The sequence below is a fragment of the Candidatus Comchoanobacter bicostacola genome (assembly GCF_024172705.1).
GTDB lineage: Bacteria > Pseudomonadota > Gammaproteobacteria > Comchoanobacterales > Comchoanobacteraceae > Comchoanobacter > Comchoanobacter bicostacola.
The window spans coordinates 630,444-646,332 of sequence record NZ_CP092900.1 but is presented as its reverse complement, the minus strand read 5'-3'; the positions used below and the strand labels follow the sequence as shown (position 1 = coordinate 646,332).

Here is a 15,889-nt window from a genome sequence, read left to right as displayed (position 1 = left end):
CTTGCCTCAACATAATCTGTATAGCAAGCGATATGACTTATTTTCTTGGTCAATTTCTGCAAGCATTGCAGAAGCCTCCATAAGACCCGTTTCAGCTGTTGCAGCTACAGAATTTGGAAGCTCATCGGGATCTTTGATGGGGTGTTTATCTAATTGAAGTATGGTATAAAAGCTCTGTTTGCCTTTTGCATTGGTTCCTTTTTTTGAGAACTTAACTTTTATAGACATAGGCTTGGGTAAACCATCAATTGATACAACTCTAAGCCCTTCAGGATGTTTGGACTCATTATATTCAGGATGAAATAGTAGTTGGTCAGAGGAACAGCCTATATGACTTGCTGGTTTTTTAGGGTTAAGTATACCCGCTGAGCGTGGGCTAAGTTGCTTTGATCCAAGAATTGCAATTCTAATGTATACAGCTGATTGTCCTTTATGTACTCGAGTTGCACGTCCCATTCTTTGCTGCATTAATCGGGCTTGCTTGATGGCAATATCATAATCAACAACAGTTTTTACAGCAGGAAAGTCAGTTCCCTCATCCAGCATTCCGCAAGATATCATAACTTGAGCTTTGGACCCTACTGTTTTAAATTCTGTCATCGCTTGCTCAAGAAGTGCTTTGGGTTTTATCTGGCCGTGGTAACAAACGGCACCAATACCAATATGTTGGAAAATTTCTCTCAGGCTATCAGCATGTAGTATTGTTCGTGTGAATACCATAATCTTTGCAGATGGATCTTTTGCTATAATTAGTTGCTGTAACAGTTGAGTAACAGTGACATCAATGCCTTTTTGCTTGGCTAGAAATTCACCAATTTGATCTCGCTGTTCTTGGGTAAGTGTGTTTCCTTTTATCCCAATTCTTTTTCTGAGTTCTTTAATATCTGGCTGATGACTTAGATCAAAGTCTATGCACTGAATAGGTGATATAGCTTCGTCAGAGACTGCGTCATCAATTGAATACTTTACAATGCTTGTAATCGGTAGTTTTGACTCAGGGTATAAATATAAGCTAGCACTTAAGCCTATTACAGGGCAGGCAAGGCCCTCTACATGAATTTTTGTTTCTTTACCTTTACAGCGATGTGCTTCATCAAAAATGACAAGACTGTTCTTATTTAAAGTTAGTTTTGGCAGCAGCTTCTTTAATGACTGGTAGGTAGAAAGAATAATTTTTTCTTTACTAATTGAGTCTTTTTGTTCTGAACGTGTTTTCGAATAATAATGAGCAAGTGTTTCTGTAATTCCCAGCTGAGGATGTTTTTTTGCATAAGCGGGTATTTTAACCTGCGTTTCTTCTAATAGGTTTTGAGTTGGAAGTATGATAACTATCCGCTCAACACCTGATTTTATTGCGAGTGAAACGATTTGAGTCATCATAGCTGTTTTCCCAGAGCCAGTCGGCATTTCTAAGCCAGCATGCGTTTGTGTCGGCCATTTGGCAATGAACTCAGTCATTAGTTGTTTTTGATAATCTCTTAAAAATTCGTCTTCTTTAGGGTTGTAGCTAATATTATCTATGAAGCAGGTAGGTAAGTCCGGTTGGTGGTCTGCAGATTGAGCTTCAAATTTAGGTCTTTTAGGAGCGGATGTTGCATAGCTGTCTGGGAGTATTTTCCCTATAGTTTCTTTTAGGGCTATTTGATTCAAGTTGTCTTTTCATAAGTTTATCATTCTGTTTATTATAATGTTTGGTGATTGTGTCGATAGGTGAACATATTGGTTTCAATAAGTCAATAATAAATATTCTTCAATGATACATTATGTAAATTGTGTTGAGGTTTTTAGCTGATTTGGGTAAATTAAGCTTTTATTTAGAAAGAGACTGTGCGTCATCTATTAAGCTTAACTCGAATTAATAAGCCCCAAGGCATTATTCTTTTATTGTGCCCATCGTTATGTCCTTTTGCTCTGCACCCAGATAAAGGCTCTTTAAAGTTGTTGTGCATTTTTGTGCTAGGTGTAGTGATTACTCGATCGCTTGGGTGTGTTATCAATGATTGGTGGGATAGGGATATAGATCCATTGGTTGAACGTACTAAAAATAGGCCATTGGCGCGTTCGTTAATTGATGATGCGAGTGTATTTATGATGGCGTTTGGGTTGTCAATATTAGCATTACAACTATTGTTAATGTTGACTCCTATTAATCAATTGCTTGGTATCGTCGGTGCTTTTCTGATCGTGATATACCCACTGGCTAAGCGGTATGTTAAGCTGCCACAGGCTGTATTAGCAATAACCTTCTCGTGGGGGTTTGTGATGGCAACTTATGCCTTGTGCGAGACCTTATACTCGAGTACTTATTTATTCTACCCATTATGGGCGGTTTGGATATTTTTATATGATACCATTTATGCTGGCTCTGACCTTGAAGGGGATAAAGATATTGGAGTTCATTCATCTGCACTCTATTTTTCAGGGTGTCTACCCAGTGTCATAAGCATAGGATATGGCCTATTAGGTGTTATGATGCTGAGTTTGGGTGTTTTATTAGATTGCAAGTACAGTTACTTTTTGAGTTGCTTGGCGGTTTTTGTTGGGTTTTTAATGCAAATAAAGTGGGTTTCAGAGCTTAAATATAACCGTGCATTTTTAATCAATCAGTGGTGCGGTCTTTTGTTCGTTTTTGGTATATTTATATCGAGCTATCTATCGCTTTCGTAGCTGATAAGTTGTGTTGACCTTTAGACTGCTTTAGAATATTCTAACCTGAGAGGAGTATATTATGATTAAGTATTCACATTTAGGTGCTGTAGCGTGGTCAATCACTTGGCGATTTTTCTGCTTACTGCCTTTATTGACCGTTGCAACCACACTCTTTTTTATCGGATCTGCCAATCTGGATGAGCCTAGCCCAGTTATTTTGTTTATATATGCTGGAATTTTTTATGTTGCTATTTATCTGTCATTGCTTTGGACACAGAAGCGTGGCGCAGTCTTATTGGTTGCTGTAGAGCGTGATAATGACTAATCCTATCAGTAGCTTTCTCAGTAGCTTTCTAGTTCTTTTTATATGCACACTGTCCTATGCTATTGAGCAAGGACCACTAGATCCTCGAACCTTTGATTTTCATCAGCTAGATAATGGGTTAAAGGTTTTATTTATTACGGATCCAGATGCTGAGATATCAGCATCATCTATGATGGTGGATGTCGGCACTAATAGCGATCCAAAAGGCTTTGAAGGACTCGCTCATTTCTTAGAGCATATGCTCTTTATCGGTACTAAAAAATATCCTGAAGTTGACTATCTTCAATCTTATGTTGCGCAACATGGAGGATATACCAATGCGTATACTGCCTTCGACCATACCCAGTATTACTTTTCTGTAAACTCAGATTATTTTGAGCATGCATTGGATGCCTTTACTGAGTTCTTTTTAGAGCCAACCTTAGATGAAGCTTATGTAGAGCGGGAGCGTAATGCTGTTAATGCTGAATTTGAGATGAATAAGAGTAATGATGGTTGGCGCATGTATCATGTTAATAATATTACAGCGAATCCTAAGCACCCTGGTAGTCGCTTTACAATAGGGGATTTAAATACATTATCTGATCATGGTGAGCAGTCATTGTTGGAAAATTTAAAGCTGTTCTATAAGCAACATTATATCGCAAATAATATGTATTTTGTTTCTGTCTCTCCTCGGTATTCCGAAGGTCAGAAAGCAATGATCATTGATAAATTGTCGATGATTAGAGAGGGTAATAAGTCGTTGCCAATTACTGAGCATAAATTTAATCAATCCGCGGGCTCTTTGTTAAAGATCAAGACATTGCGGGAGATGAATACACTCGAGGTACAGTTTTCTATTCCACGTGACACACGTTTTCAGTCACCAGCTTTAGCTTATCTCTCTCATATCCTTGGACATGAAGGGCCTGGTACATTAACTGAAGTTTTGAAGCGTCAAGATTTAATCCAGAGTTTGGGAGTGAGTTCAAATCATTTGTCAGATATAGAGTCAGTATTTTCAGTAAGCTTAGAGTTGACACAACTCGGTAGTAGCCAGATTGATTATGTCCTCAGTTCTTTACATGATTATTTGGAACTGATTAAAAGAAACGGTGTCGAAAGCTGGCGTTTTTATGAAATGCAGCGCTCTGGCATGTTGGATTATTTATTCTACCAAAATATTAATCCGATAAGGCAAGTAAGCTTATATCCAAAGTTAATACAACAATACCCGATTGAATATATAGAAAAAGCTCAATCAGTAACTAATATACATCATTTTGATGAAACGCATATCAACTCAGTGCTTGGCAGTTTACGTTTGAACGCGGCAAGAATTATCTATGCCAGTAATGATGTAGAGACTGATCGCTATGATGATATATTTGATGTTAACTACAGTGTCCAGCCTATCAGTGCTCAGCAGTATCAAAAGTGGTCTCGTCAGAGTGAACATATGCTAAAATTACCAGGTAAGAATATTTATCTACCCAGTCAATTAGATCAAGTCTCAGGTAGTCAAGATCAGCCGAGTATTTCACATGAGTCTAAAAACCTACGTATATGGAAAATGATGGATGCGTCATATGCGTTACCTAAGCAATATGTGAACTTGAGGTTGTATTCTAGTCAAGTAAAAGACCCGCTTAGTTATTTGTACTTACACTTAACGCATCTATTATTGGATAAAGAATTATCCAGTACACTTTACCCCGCTTATTTAGCTGGCTTGTCCTCAAGTTTAAGGCTTGATAATGAATATTTAAATTTACGTATTTCAGGGCTAGGCAATAAACATATAGCAGTAGCACAGCAGGTCTTAGATCAGTTAGATGAACTAGACGCGACATTAACGCGCCAGTTTTTTGAACAAAGTTTAGCTACGTTGAGAGATAATTTATCTAACTTTAAATATGCTGCACCTTATCGTTATGCATCAATCAACTTTTATAATTTAATACAGTCATCTAATTTTTTACTATCAGACCTAAATGATCAGGTTGATCTTTTATCTTATGAGTCACTTAAAGCGTTTATACAAGATTATAAATCTTCATTAGAAGCAGAGGCCTTCATTTATGGTTACTTAGGTGAAAATGCTACACAGGATTTAGAGAAAACGTTGTTGAAGTATATACCTAATGAAGCAGGTGCTTTTACACGAAAAATGGATAAAGGCGTGATGCAGGTTAAGGATTACGATGATTTATCCTTTAATACTGAACACGGTGATATGGCGTTACTTAGAGTCTATCAAAGTAATATGAGTGATTTGACGGCTAAGGTTAGTGTCAACATGATTCAGGCAATTTATGGGCCAGAGTTTTTTGAGCAGCTGCGTACTGAAAAGCAAATAGGGTATATTGTTGCGCTGCAAAGCTTATCAGTTAGTGGCTGGCCACATATCATGATGGTCGCACAGTCTCCAGCAATGCAACCTGATGAAATATCCAAGCATATGGATCTATTCTTAGAGGAAAATCAGCGGTTAATTGTTGATATGGATCCTAACTTGTTTGAAGAGATCAAACAGTCTTTAATTGATCGTTATCAGCAGACTGATAAAAATATGACAGAAGTAAATCATAGGTATGGCTCACAAATTCTCAATCATCATTATGTTTATGACTTAGACGTTAGAGCTGCTAGTGAGGTAGAGCTGATGACACAGAGCCAGCTGCAACGCTTTTTTGAAGATAATGTTTTGAATAATAATAATAGACTAGATCTTAAAGTCGAAAAGGGGAATGTTGAAAGCAGCTTAGCAGAAAAAAAATCCAGTTCTGAGTTTTCAAATGCTCAGATTTGGGAAATTGAATAGGAGAATAGTATAATGGCTTCATTTAAAGAACAATGTTTAGATTATCATAAGTTACCAAGGCCTGGTAAGCTTGGGACAGAGATTACAAAGCCTGCGGATAATAAAGAGCAGCTCTCAATGGGTTACAGCCCTGGGGTGGCCTATCCGGTTGAAGAAATTGCTAAGAACGAAAAGGATGCTTATTTATATACAAACAAAGCTAACTTAGTAGGGGTGATTACGAATGGAACCGCTGTATTAGGTTTGGGGAATGTAGGCCCTCATGCAGCAAAGCCTGTTATGGAAGGAAAAGGTGTCTTATTCAAAAAAATGGCAGGACTTGATGTTTTTGACTTAGAGGTTAATGAAGAAAATCCAGATCGTTTTATTGAGATTGTTGCGGCATTAGCACCAACGTTTGGTGCAATTAACCTTGAGGATATTCGTTCTCCTGATTGCTTCTATATTGAAAACGAGTTGAAGAAGCGACTTGATATTCCTGTCTTTCATGATGATCAGCATGGTACTGCAATTGTTGTTGCTGCAGGGTTGATTAATGCTTTGAAAGTACAAGGTGTTGCCTTGCACCAGGCAAAGATCGTTTTATTAGGTGCGGGTGCAGCAGGTATTGCGGTAGCTAATATTATTTTGAATCTAGGAGCAAATCCTGATTTATTCTATTTAATGGATAGAAAAGGTGTTGTGCATGAAGAAAGAGACCTACCAGACTTTAAGAGAAAGTTTGCAAAAAAACAGCATGTTTCGATAGAGGATGCTATGAATGGTGCACATGTGTTCATTGGATTGGCCGCGCCTAACTCGTTGCCAGAACGTTACCTGGCGGGTATGGCAGATAAGCCTGTAGTATTTGCACTTTCTAACCCTGACCCAGAAGTTTCAAGAGAGGCTGTGCTCAAATATCATCCTAATGCAATCTATGCAACAGGGCGTAGTGATCTACCCAATCAAATTAATAACGTGCTTGCGTTTCCTTTTATTTTACGTGCAGCATTGAAGTTGAAGATAGCTCAGATTACACCACATATGATTGCTAGCTCAGCAATTCACTTAGCTGGTTTGGTTGAAAACCCTGGTGTTGAGTCTATTATTCCAGAACCATTTGACAAGCGTTTGCCTGAAATTTATGAGTTAGCATTGTCAACATCAGATGAGCGTGATTAACGGAGTATTTGATGAAGATGATAAAAGGGATTTTAATAGTAGCTTGCTTGGCCTGTACACTCAGTGTTGCAAAAAATAAGAATGCTGAGGAGTTTCATGGAGGGTGGACTCAGTATTATCAGGTTCAAACCAAGTCGGGTCAGCACGTAGTGATTTCTCATCAACGAAATAGGGTTTGTGTTGGGCAATTTTATTGCGCTGGGAAAACATTAACACTCAAGAATTCAAATATTAATAACATCCGTTTTGAAAACTTGTCTTTAAGAGTTAATTCTACACAGCTTGAGTTTGAACAGTCGTTAAGAGTCGCTAACTTAAAGATTCTAAAGGTTTCGGAAAAACCATTCTCTTAGAAATAACTGACATGCAGCGTATCAGTTTTAAATGAAAGTTCTGTTTCATGAGTACTGTTCTTAGGACCAACTGTTAGCGCCTTTGCTCTTTGATTGAAGTCTTGTTTAAATAGTTTTATTGTTTCTAAAATTAAAAAGCCAAATGCTAGTACAATAGGCTTAATAGTAATTTAGGTAGATAAGTGATTATATACGCAGGTGTTCCAAGGTAAAACTTAAAAGACTAAATGAGAAAAATATAGCGCTACTTTTGAGCATTGAAGGTATCAAGTAATGATTGAGTACTTTATTTTATGCATAGATAATTTATTTATATTGAATTGATTATTATTCATTATTTTAACTGTTTGACAAAGTTTTTGATCTTTTCCCCTAGGGTTTAGTGGATGTTTTGTATGGAGTGCGGTAATGTGTCTCATGTGTGATATGAAATGAGATTAAGCTATGTTTTGTAAAAAGTTAGAGTCAGAGCAAGACCCATTAGATTATGTGCCTGTACCGGGTGTTGTGGGGGAGCGAGTCTTTAAAGAGATATCCCATGCTGCCTGGAATTTGTGGTTGATTCAACAAACTAAGCTGATTAATGAGTATAGACTTGATTTACTAGATCCAAAAGCGCAAAGCTTTTTAGACAGTGAGATGATGCAGTTTTTATTTGATGAATAAAAGATGTGGCCAGAGGCAGAATCGAACTGCCGACACGAGGATTTTCAGTCCACTGCTCTACCGACTGAGCTATCTGGCCATCTACAAGAAATGTATCAGTCTGCTACAGTTCCGTCAAGTAATTCTATTCGGAAACTGCTGAAATTGATTTTTCAATTTCTGTTATAGCGTTTTTAGCATTCTCCCATCCAGATACCTTGACCCATTTATTTTTATCTAGGTCTTTATAATGTGCAAAAAAGTGTGCAATTTTATCTTGAATGGACTGAGGTATATCAGATAAATCTTGAATGTGCTCATAGGCTTTAGATACGGATGTATCTGGTACAGCTATGATTTTATTATCCAGTCCAGCTTCATCCTCCATAACGAGCATGCCAACAGGTCGAGCGGCCATGATGGTTCCAGGCAGTATTCTTTCATGACATAGAATTAATACATCACATGGGTCACCATCATCACAGAGTGTATTAGGGATATAGCCGTATAGTCCTGGGTAGTGCATAGCAGTACTGATAATGCGGTCAACGCGTAGAGCGCCAGCATCTTTGCAAATCTCATATTTAACAGGGCCTTGCTCTGGTGTGATTTCAATAACGACATCGACAATCTGGGGGGCTTTTGCACCGGGGGATAAGGTATTAACCATCTGTTATTCTCGCAATAAATTATATTAAGTATACAAAATGAGCGGTTGAATACAAGTTAATACTCATCACAAGATAAAAGTGAGGGTTGTTTAAGTAGGTGAAGTATTTTTAAGGCTTGTTTGGGTGAAGTCTTATCAAGATTCACTTGATCAAGAATAGGATTGGAGGTGTTTTGAGTGGGTGTGGCTTTATTGGCTTCAAGTTGTTTGAGTACGATGTTGGCTTGATCAATCACCGTTTGAGGTATTCCTGAGAGCTTAGCAACGGCCAGTCCATAACTTTTCGTTGCTGCGCCTGGTTTAAGTTGGTAGAGAAAGACGAGTTCATCGTGATGTTCAGCAGCACTGAAGTGGTAGTTACAAATGTAGGGGTGATTTTTTGATAGTTGTGTTAGCTCAAAAAAGTGGGTGGCAAAAAGGGTGAGGCATTGGGTGTGTTGTGCTAAATATAGGCAGCAACTGTGGGCTAGGGAAAGTCCATCAAAGGTTGAGGTTCCTCGTCCTATTTCATCGATAATAACTAGACTTTGAGCGGTAGCATGATTGAGTATATGAGCGGTTTCACTCATCTCTACCATAAATGTCGACCGACCACCTGTAACATCATCACCCGAGCCTATTCGGGTAAATATTCGATCAATAGGCCCTATTTTTGCTTGAGCACAGGGCAGGTATGATCCAATATGTGCCATAATGACTAGGGTTGCTACTTGTCGCATATAGGTTGATTTACCACCCATGTTAGGTCCTGTAATGATATGCATTCTTTGCATGTGACTTAGGTGGGTATGGTTGCTGACGTACTTATCTTTTCTAAGAGGTGCTACAACAGGGTGTTTTCCTGAATATATCTCAATACCTATATCTTTGGTTAAAATAGCAGGTTGTGCGTTGTGTATTTGGGCATAATAAGCAAATGCAGTAATGATATCTAGGCTTGCGATCGCAGAAGCGGTTTTTTGGAGTTTAGCTACTTCAGGTTGAATCTGTGTGAGGATTTGTAGATAGAGCTGTTTTTCACGCTCTATGGCTTTCATTCCAGCATGGCTAACATTTTGCTCAAATCGTTCTAGTGCTTCTATGGTAAATCTTTGGGTGTGCTTGAGGATTTGTTTGGGCTTGTAATGACTAGGGACTTGTTTTGCTTGAGTAGCGCTGACTTCTATAAAATAGCCATGTACTTTATTAAATGAGACTTTAAGTGAAGACAGTTGGGTGTTTTCTTTTTCTTGTGCTTCAAGTTTAAGTAGATAATCACCACTGGCATGACTGGATTGTCTTAGTGTGTCTAACTGTGTATCATAACCATCACGAATCACACCTCCATCGCGGATAATTGGGGCGGGTTCTGGCTGGATAGCTGATTCAATCAATTGGGTGATAAGTGGGTAGTCATGCAGGTTGATTGAAATCCGTTCGGGTAGGGCGCCAGGAATATTAACATGACTTCGTAGACTTGGCATGGATCGGAGACTAGAAGCAAGCGCAATTAAATCACCAGGTTTTGCGTTAAGCATTGAGATTCTGGAGGTAATACGTTCAATATCGTGGATATTGCTAAGTAGTGTTTGTATGGGCTCAATTCGAACACTATCCAGCAAGCGGGCAACCATTTGAGTACGTTCTTGAATAGCTTCTGGATCTCTCAGAGGATTTAGAATCCACTGTTCTAATCTTCGCTGCCCCATAATGGTTTGGCAATGGTTTAATTCAGACCATAGGGTAAATGAACGTGTACCTTGGCTATTACGTGTCAGTGCTAGATGTTGTGCTGTTGCATGATCAATAATGAGGTTTTGATCAAGCGCTGGGGCATTCAGTGTATTAATATGTGCTAAGTTGGTTTTTAATGTGAATTGAAGGTATGCCAGCAAGGCGCCAGCAGCAGAGATAGCTTGTGGCATATCTTCACAGCCAAAGGCATGTAAGCTTTGCGTGCCAAAGTGTTGGCAAAGTCGTTCGTAGGCACGGTCATAATGAAAATCCCATTTTGAGCGGTAGGTGCCAATTGAGTTGAGCACTTCTGGGGGCTGTTGATCTTCAGGGCAGAGTAATTCTTTAGGTTGTATTTGTTGTAGTATTTCTACAGCATGGTTGAGACTGTTCACTGAAGAGACTGAAAAGCGTCCAGAGGCGCATTCACACCATGCAATTCCATATAGAGAACCTTTTTTGAATAAAGTAGCTACGACTGAGGCGTCACTCGGTTCTAAATAGGCGTCGTCAGTGAGTGTTCCTGGCGTTATTAAACGCGTTACTTGACGCTCAACTGGACCTTTACTTGTTTTTGGATCCCCGACTTGTTCACAAATGACAACGTGTTTACCTAGTTTGACGAGCCGTGCGATATAGTTTTCAGCGGCATGATGAGGAACACCTGCCATAGGAATTTCTTTCCCGCCTGATTTGCCTCTTTTGGTTAGCGTGATGTCTAATAAGCGAGCTATTTCAACTGCATCATCAAAGAATAGTTCATAAAAGTCACCAAGGCGATAAAATAAAAGCGCGTTAGGATGACCTTCTTTAAGCGATAGATACTGTTGGATCATCGGGGTATGTTGCACAGTCTCAGTCATTATATTCCTCACTTCTCTGTCGAACAGATTAATAACCCAGTAAGAGTGTGTCAACTATCTTCTAAGGATGGGCTGTGGTTTGTGTTCGGTATAGGGGATAAAACCAATAGTTGATTAGGGTACCCCTGAACCTATTAAGTTTAGGTGTTGGGCATGTCCCCTTTATTTAAGTGCCTAGTCTATCAGTTTTATCATGATGTATATTTATTTGTGCTGCGCATTGGGTAAGACTGTTCAACGAATAATTGATATGTTACGAGTTTTTTGACATATTTCTTCATAATGGAAAGGACGTTATAATATGAAAAAATTAAAGACAAATAGTGTGGTGTCAAAAGAGCGTCAGGAGATTCATATTCCAAATGAAGTGTGGTTGAACATTTTATCTCAGTTATTAAAAATGACTGAGTATAAGTTTTCAAGACTGGTTTGTTTGCGTCTGGTATCTAAGCAACTATCCAATGTCGTGAAGGATAATAGTTTGTGGAAGTTTTTGTTTCCATATAGTTATTCTCATTTTCCAACAATGGTTCCTGAGTTTTGGTACAACCATGCAAAAGTTTTACACTGTCAATCAGAATTTAGTCAATTTTTAAAAGCAGCTGAGGCCTGTTATTCTAAGAATCAGGACCATAGGTTTAGATACGATGAAGTGGAGTTTCCGGGTAATGCATTGCGTATTTTTGGTGATAACCCGCAGTTAAGGCGTAATGAAAATTTAGCTATGTTAGGTGTTAAGGTCCACCCTAATTATCTGAATGAAGTGGGCTTGTCTCACCTTAGGGAAGATAGAGCCATTGTTATAACTGCGGTTCAAGAGAATGGATATGCACTGCAATATGCATCAGAGGGATTGCAAGCGGATCATGCGGTTGTGCTCGCTGCAGTTCAAAATAAGGGGCCGGCACTAAGGTATGCGTCATAGGATTTACGCAATGATCTAGACTTTTTAGTAGCCTGCTATCAGTGTAATAAAGCGTGCATGAGTGAAATCCCTTATGGGTATCAGTCCTATGTCAGGAGTATTGTTGCAGACCAAATAGGTGGTGAAGGAACGATAAGCATGAATGTATCTGGAGGCGGTGGTGGGGCCGCCGCTCCAGCTGCACCACCACCTTTTGTCCGTCGGCATTAATACTCTAACACTGCAAGCTATTTTAGCGGCTGTAGATTATGCTATGAGCTACTATTTCATAACCATTTTCACTTTTTTTATCTATAGGTCAATTGATGGGTTTTTGAGAGATATTCGGTCAACTTCTTGTATTGTATTTGGAATGTAATATGTTTCAAATTACGGGTTTCGATTTATAAAAAATGTGTTTAGTATATTCCTAAGCAACAAAATATGGTGGGTTATGCCAAAAGAGAAACAACGAGATAATACAATACTAAATGCTGTCATTAAAGATATTGAAAAGCAGTGTGGTAGCGGTTCTGTGATGCGCTTAGGTGATGCGCCTGCTGTTGATGTTCAGTCTTATTCATCTGGATCAATCGCTTTAGATGCAGCATTAGGCGTTGGTGGATTTCCAGCAGGGCGAATCGTCGAGATTTACGGTCCAGAGTCTTCTGGTAAGACAACGCTAACCCTTCATACAATCGCTGATTGTCAAAAACAAGGGGGTGTAGCTGCCTTTATTGATGCAGAGCATGCTTTGGATCCTATCTATGCCAAGAAGTTAGGTGTTGATACTGAATCGTTACTCGTCTCTCAGCCTGATAACGGGGAGCAGGCATTAGAGATTGCGGATATGTTGGTGTCTTCAGGGTCAGTTGATCTAGTCGTTATTGACTCAGTTGCTGCACTCACACCTAAAGCAGAAATTGAAGGGGATATGGGTGACTCTCATGTTGGTTTGCAAGCCCGTTTAATGTCACAAGCACTTAGAAAGTTAACTGGAAATATCAAACGCTCAAATACTTCGGTCATTTTTATTAATCAGTTAAGAATGAAAATTGGGGTCATGTTTGGTAATCCAGAGACAACAACAGGTGGAAACGCACTTAAGTTTTATGCATCCGTTAGACTGGACATTCGTCGTACTGGAGCGATTAAAGATGGTGATGAAATTACTGGAAATGAGACTCGGGTAAAAGTCGTTAAGAATAAGTTAGCGCCTCCATTTAAAACTGTACGGTTTGATATTATGTATAGCCAGGGGATTTCAAAGGTTTCTGAAATTATTGATTTAGGGGTTCAATATGAAATATTGGATAAGTCTGGATCATGGTATAGCTATCAGGGTGATAAGATCGGTCAGGGTAAGGATAAAGTCAGAGCATTCTTGATGGCACATCCTGATATTATGACTCAAGTTGAATCACAGATCCGTGCATTGATGTTACCAGAAAAGAAGGTGGTTGATGCAGAGTAAAGCATCTGATTTATTACGCGCTATGCTTGAGCGTAGAGAGTATAGTGCGTATGAAGCGGTTTCTGTACTGAAATCAAAGGGTGTGGATGCACAGATGAGTTTAGCTGCAGTTGCTGACTTCAAGGCAAAGGGTTGGCTGTGTGATTTACGTTTTGTAGAAGCAAAGGTTACTTCCCTGATCCAGAGGGGGTATGGGTTATACTATGTGAAGCAAGTGCTGTCTGGACATAATATTACAGCAGATCTGAGTGATTATGATTGGGCGTATGCTCGCTCAGTTGCGTTACGTAAAGCGGGCAAAAGAACAGGTTTAGCATTGCGTCAGTTTTTGTTTAGACGGGGGTTTCAATCGTGAGTGGACCTAGAGCTGATATTAAAAAGTTATCAGAAATTTTGAAGAATCAGATTGCAGCGGGTGAGGTTGTTACTCGGCCTAAGGATGCGGTGAAAGAGGTTCTTGAGAACTCGGTGGATGCAGGAGCTGATCATATCCAGCTGTCTATACAAGGCGGTGGTATGGTAGCGATGGAGGTTCAAGATAATGGTAGTGGTATGAGCAAGGAGCAATTACCCTTGGCACTGACCGCACATGCAACCAGCAAAATTAGATCGGTTCAAGATTTAGATGCGATTGAGACGATGGGGTTTAGAGGTGAAGCGTTAGCCAGTATTGTTTCGGTTGCCCATGTTTCACTTTCATCTAAACGTCAGGATGAGTCACATGGTTGGGTATTAAATGTGACCGGGGCTGTTACAGAGGGTGATGAGATTAAACCGGCTGCTATGCAAACAGGAACCATCATTAAGATCCAGGATCTCTTTTACAATACCAAGGCTAGAAGGTCATTTTTATCCAAGCCTAACATTGAGCAGCGGCATATTGAGGAGGTCGTTCGCAAGGTTGCGCTTGCTAATCCACATCTACGTTTGGATTTTAACTCAGAGCGTAAGAATTACTCCATTCCTCAAGCAAAAGATTGGCAGGATTTAGAGCGTATTAAGACGGTACTGGGGCAGGGGTTTGCGCAGCATGCATTACCCGTATCTGGTGCTAAAGATTGGATTAGGGTGTATGGTTTTATTACGGACCCTCAGTTTCAAAGAGCAAAAGCAGATATGCAGTATTTGATATTGAATGGACGACCGGTTAAGGATCAGTCTTTATCAATGAGTGTAAAGCAAGCGTATCAGGATGTGATGTATCAAAGAAACCAGCCTGGTTTTGTGCTATGGATAGAGGTTGATGCTACCTTAGTAGATGTGAATGTGCACCCAACTAAGGAGCAAGTTAGGTTCCAGGATGTTAAACCAATTACCAGCTTATTATTTCATACAGCTAAAAATCGGTTAGCTGATATTAAGCCTAAAGATTATTTTGCCGCTGCAGCTCCGGTCATTACACCGCCTCAGCTTCATGATACTCAGCAAGTCTCAAAGACAGTACGATCAAGTCCAGTAGCTGAGCCAAGGGTGTCAAGTCCAGTACTGGAGCCTAGGGTATCAGAGGTTACACCTCATTTGCCTAAGCAGCCAGCACTCCTGGTATCAGATAATACTCATTCAGAGGAGGTAGCGGTATGTGAGGCTCCAAGTGAGCATACAGAGGTTTTAGGTCAGGCAATTGCTCAGTTGCATGGTATTTATATTTTAGCACAGTCACAGTCAGGTTTGATTGTTGTTGATATGCATGCAGCTCATGAGCGAATATTATATGAGCGTTTTAAACAGCAATATGCGCAAGAAGGGATTCAATCACAACAATTATTGGTTCCAGAGACCTGTTCTTTGAATGCCACTCAGTGGGATACCCTGCAAGAAAAGCAAGCGGTTATTGAACAGCTAGGATTTTTAATTGCGATTACGGGTAAGGACCAGTGTGTCATCAAAGCCATACCAGCACAGCTGAGTAAGGATCAAGCGCCGATATTACTTCAAAGTGTACTAGAAGTAATGAGTGTTGCTAATGATCATAATCCGGTAGAGGATTCGGTACATGAGGTGTTGTCTACCATGGCTTGTCATCGTGCCATACGGGCCAATAGGCATTTGAGTATTATGGAGATGAATGCCTTACTTAGGGAGATGGAGCAGGGGTTGCATTCGGGGCATTGTAACCATGGGCGCCCTACCTGGAAGGAGTTAACACTATCAGATGTGGATGCGATGTTTAATCGTGGCCGATGATGTAGTGACGAAAGCTTACTTTAACTGTATGTAGTATTATTGATGCGTAGCCTTTTTTCTTAATGATTTAGAAAATAAATCTGACAATCTATTTTTCCTGATTATAACTGTTTTAAGTTAAATTAAGTAAGGGAGAAGTAAG

At 39.6% G+C, this 15,889-nt stretch carries 14 protein-coding genes and 1 tRNA gene; 11 read left to right on the top strand and 4 right to left on the bottom strand.

All coding sequences use genetic code 11. The features are described from left to right. Positions 1-6: 6 nt before the first annotated feature. Positions 7-1,650, bottom strand: coding sequence for a DEAD/DEAH box helicase (locus MMH89_RS03075; protein ID WP_258567984.1), 1,644 nt, complete (start codon positions 1,648-1,650; stop codon positions 7-9). A gap of 177 nt (positions 1,651-1,827) precedes the next feature. Between MMH89_RS03075 and MMH89_RS03070 the strand changes: the two genes are divergently transcribed. The 6 genes from MMH89_RS03070 (at position 1,828) to MMH89_RS03045 (ending at position 7,960) form a co-directional block, all read left to right on the top strand. Then, on the top strand, positions 1,828-2,667 hold the full coding sequence (locus MMH89_RS03070) for a 4-hydroxybenzoate octaprenyltransferase (RefSeq protein ID WP_258567983.1): 840 nt from the start codon (positions 1,828-1,830) through the stop codon (positions 2,665-2,667). 61 nt (positions 2,668-2,728) lie between these two features. Continuing rightward, positions 2,729-2,974, top strand: a complete 246-nt coding sequence (locus tag MMH89_RS03065) for a hypothetical protein (RefSeq protein ID WP_258567982.1) — start codon at positions 2,729-2,731, stop codon at positions 2,972-2,974. Beyond that, positions 2,967-5,780, top strand: a complete 2,814-nt coding sequence (locus tag MMH89_RS03060) for an insulinase family protein (protein ID WP_258567981.1) — start codon at positions 2,967-2,969, stop codon at positions 5,778-5,780. Before MMH89_RS03065 ends, MMH89_RS03060 begins: the two co-directional genes overlap by 8 nt. Before the next feature lie 12 nt (positions 5,781-5,792). Further along, on the top strand, positions 5,793-6,941 hold the full coding sequence (locus MMH89_RS03055; RefSeq protein ID WP_258567980.1) for an NAD(P)-dependent malic enzyme: 1,149 nt from the start codon (positions 5,793-5,795) through the stop codon (positions 6,939-6,941). 11 nt (positions 6,942-6,952) lie between these two features. Further along, entirely contained in the window at positions 6,953-7,294 is a 342-nt protein-coding gene (locus MMH89_RS03050; protein WP_258567979.1) for a hypothetical protein, read from the top strand. 444 nt (positions 7,295-7,738) lie between these two features. Next, the gene (locus MMH89_RS03045; protein WP_258567978.1) at positions 7,739-7,960 is read left to right on the top strand and encodes an oxidative damage protection protein; all 222 of its coding nucleotides are present in this window, start codon (positions 7,739-7,741) and stop codon (positions 7,958-7,960) included. A 6-nt stretch (positions 7,961-7,966) separates the two neighbouring features. Here the strand turns inward: MMH89_RS03045 and MMH89_RS03040 are convergent. From MMH89_RS03040 to mutS, 3 genes are all read right to left on the bottom strand, one after another. Continuing rightward, a tRNA-Phe gene (locus MMH89_RS03040) sits at positions 7,967-8,039 on the bottom strand. Between the two features lie 45 nt (positions 8,040-8,084). Next, on the bottom strand, positions 8,085-8,609 hold the full coding sequence (gene ppa, locus MMH89_RS03035) for an inorganic diphosphatase (protein ID WP_258567977.1): 525 nt from the start codon (positions 8,607-8,609) through the stop codon (positions 8,085-8,087). A 56-nt stretch (positions 8,610-8,665) separates the two neighbouring features. Beyond that, a complete protein-coding gene (mutS, locus tag MMH89_RS03030; protein WP_258567976.1) occupies positions 8,666-11,185 on the bottom strand; it encodes a DNA mismatch repair protein MutS in 2,520 nt (839 codons plus the stop codon). 301 nt (positions 11,186-11,486) lie between these two features. Between mutS and MMH89_RS03025 the strand changes: the two genes are divergently transcribed. From MMH89_RS03025 to mutL, 5 genes are all read left to right on the top strand, one after another. Next, a complete protein-coding gene (locus MMH89_RS03025; RefSeq protein ID WP_258567975.1) occupies positions 11,487-12,110 on the top strand; it encodes a DUF4116 domain-containing protein in 624 nt (207 codons plus the stop codon). Positions 12,111-12,167: 57 nt separating this feature from the next. Beyond that, complete coding sequence (locus MMH89_RS03020) at positions 12,168-12,320, top strand: hypothetical protein (protein ID WP_258567974.1); 153 nt, start codon at positions 12,168-12,170, stop codon at positions 12,318-12,320. Positions 12,321-12,543: 223 nt separating this feature from the next. Beyond that, positions 12,544-13,563, top strand: coding sequence for a recombinase RecA (gene recA / locus MMH89_RS03015; RefSeq protein ID WP_258567973.1), 1,020 nt, complete (start codon positions 12,544-12,546; stop codon positions 13,561-13,563). Beyond that, positions 13,553-13,918, top strand: coding sequence for a regulatory protein RecX (locus tag MMH89_RS03010; RefSeq protein WP_258567972.1), 366 nt, complete (start codon positions 13,553-13,555; stop codon positions 13,916-13,918). The genes recA and MMH89_RS03010 overlap by 11 nt, the downstream gene beginning before the upstream one ends. Next, the gene (mutL, locus tag MMH89_RS03005) at positions 13,915-15,747 is read left to right on the top strand and encodes a DNA mismatch repair endonuclease MutL (RefSeq protein ID WP_258567971.1); all 1,833 of its coding nucleotides are present in this window, start codon (positions 13,915-13,917) and stop codon (positions 15,745-15,747) included. The genes MMH89_RS03010 and mutL overlap by 4 nt, the downstream gene beginning before the upstream one ends. The last annotated feature ends 142 nt before the right edge of the window (positions 15,748-15,889 follow it).

Bases quoted from the DNA above. Each gene is read 5' to 3' on its own strand.
- MMH89_RS03010 (WP_258567972.1), top strand. From the start codon at position 13,553: ATGCAGAGTAAAGCATCTGATTTATTACGCGCTATGCTTGAGCGTAGA.
- ppa (WP_258567977.1), bottom strand. From the start codon at position 8,609: ATGGTTAATACCTTATCCCCCGGTGCAAAAGCCCCCCAGATTGTCGAT.
- MMH89_RS03045 (WP_258567978.1), top strand. From the start codon at position 7,739: ATGTTTTGTAAAAAGTTAGAGTCAGAGCAAGACCCATTAGATTATGTG.
- MMH89_RS03060 (WP_258567981.1), top strand. From the start codon at position 2,967: ATGACTAATCCTATCAGTAGCTTTCTCAGTAGCTTTCTAGTTCTTTTT.
- MMH89_RS03050 (WP_258567979.1), top strand. From the start codon at position 6,953: ATGAAGATGATAAAAGGGATTTTAATAGTAGCTTGCTTGGCCTGTACA.
- MMH89_RS03055 (WP_258567980.1), top strand. From the start codon at position 5,793: ATGGCTTCATTTAAAGAACAATGTTTAGATTATCATAAGTTACCAAGG.
- mutS (WP_258567976.1), bottom strand. From the start codon at position 11,185: ATGACTGAGACTGTGCAACATACCCCGATGATCCAACAGTATCTATCG.
- recA (WP_258567973.1), top strand. From the start codon at position 12,544: ATGCCAAAAGAGAAACAACGAGATAATACAATACTAAATGCTGTCATT.
- MMH89_RS03020 (WP_258567974.1), top strand. From the start codon at position 12,168: ATGAGTGAAATCCCTTATGGGTATCAGTCCTATGTCAGGAGTATTGTT.
- MMH89_RS03025 (WP_258567975.1), top strand. From the start codon at position 11,487: ATGAAAAAATTAAAGACAAATAGTGTGGTGTCAAAAGAGCGTCAGGAG.
- MMH89_RS03065 (WP_258567982.1), top strand. From the start codon at position 2,729: ATGATTAAGTATTCACATTTAGGTGCTGTAGCGTGGTCAATCACTTGG.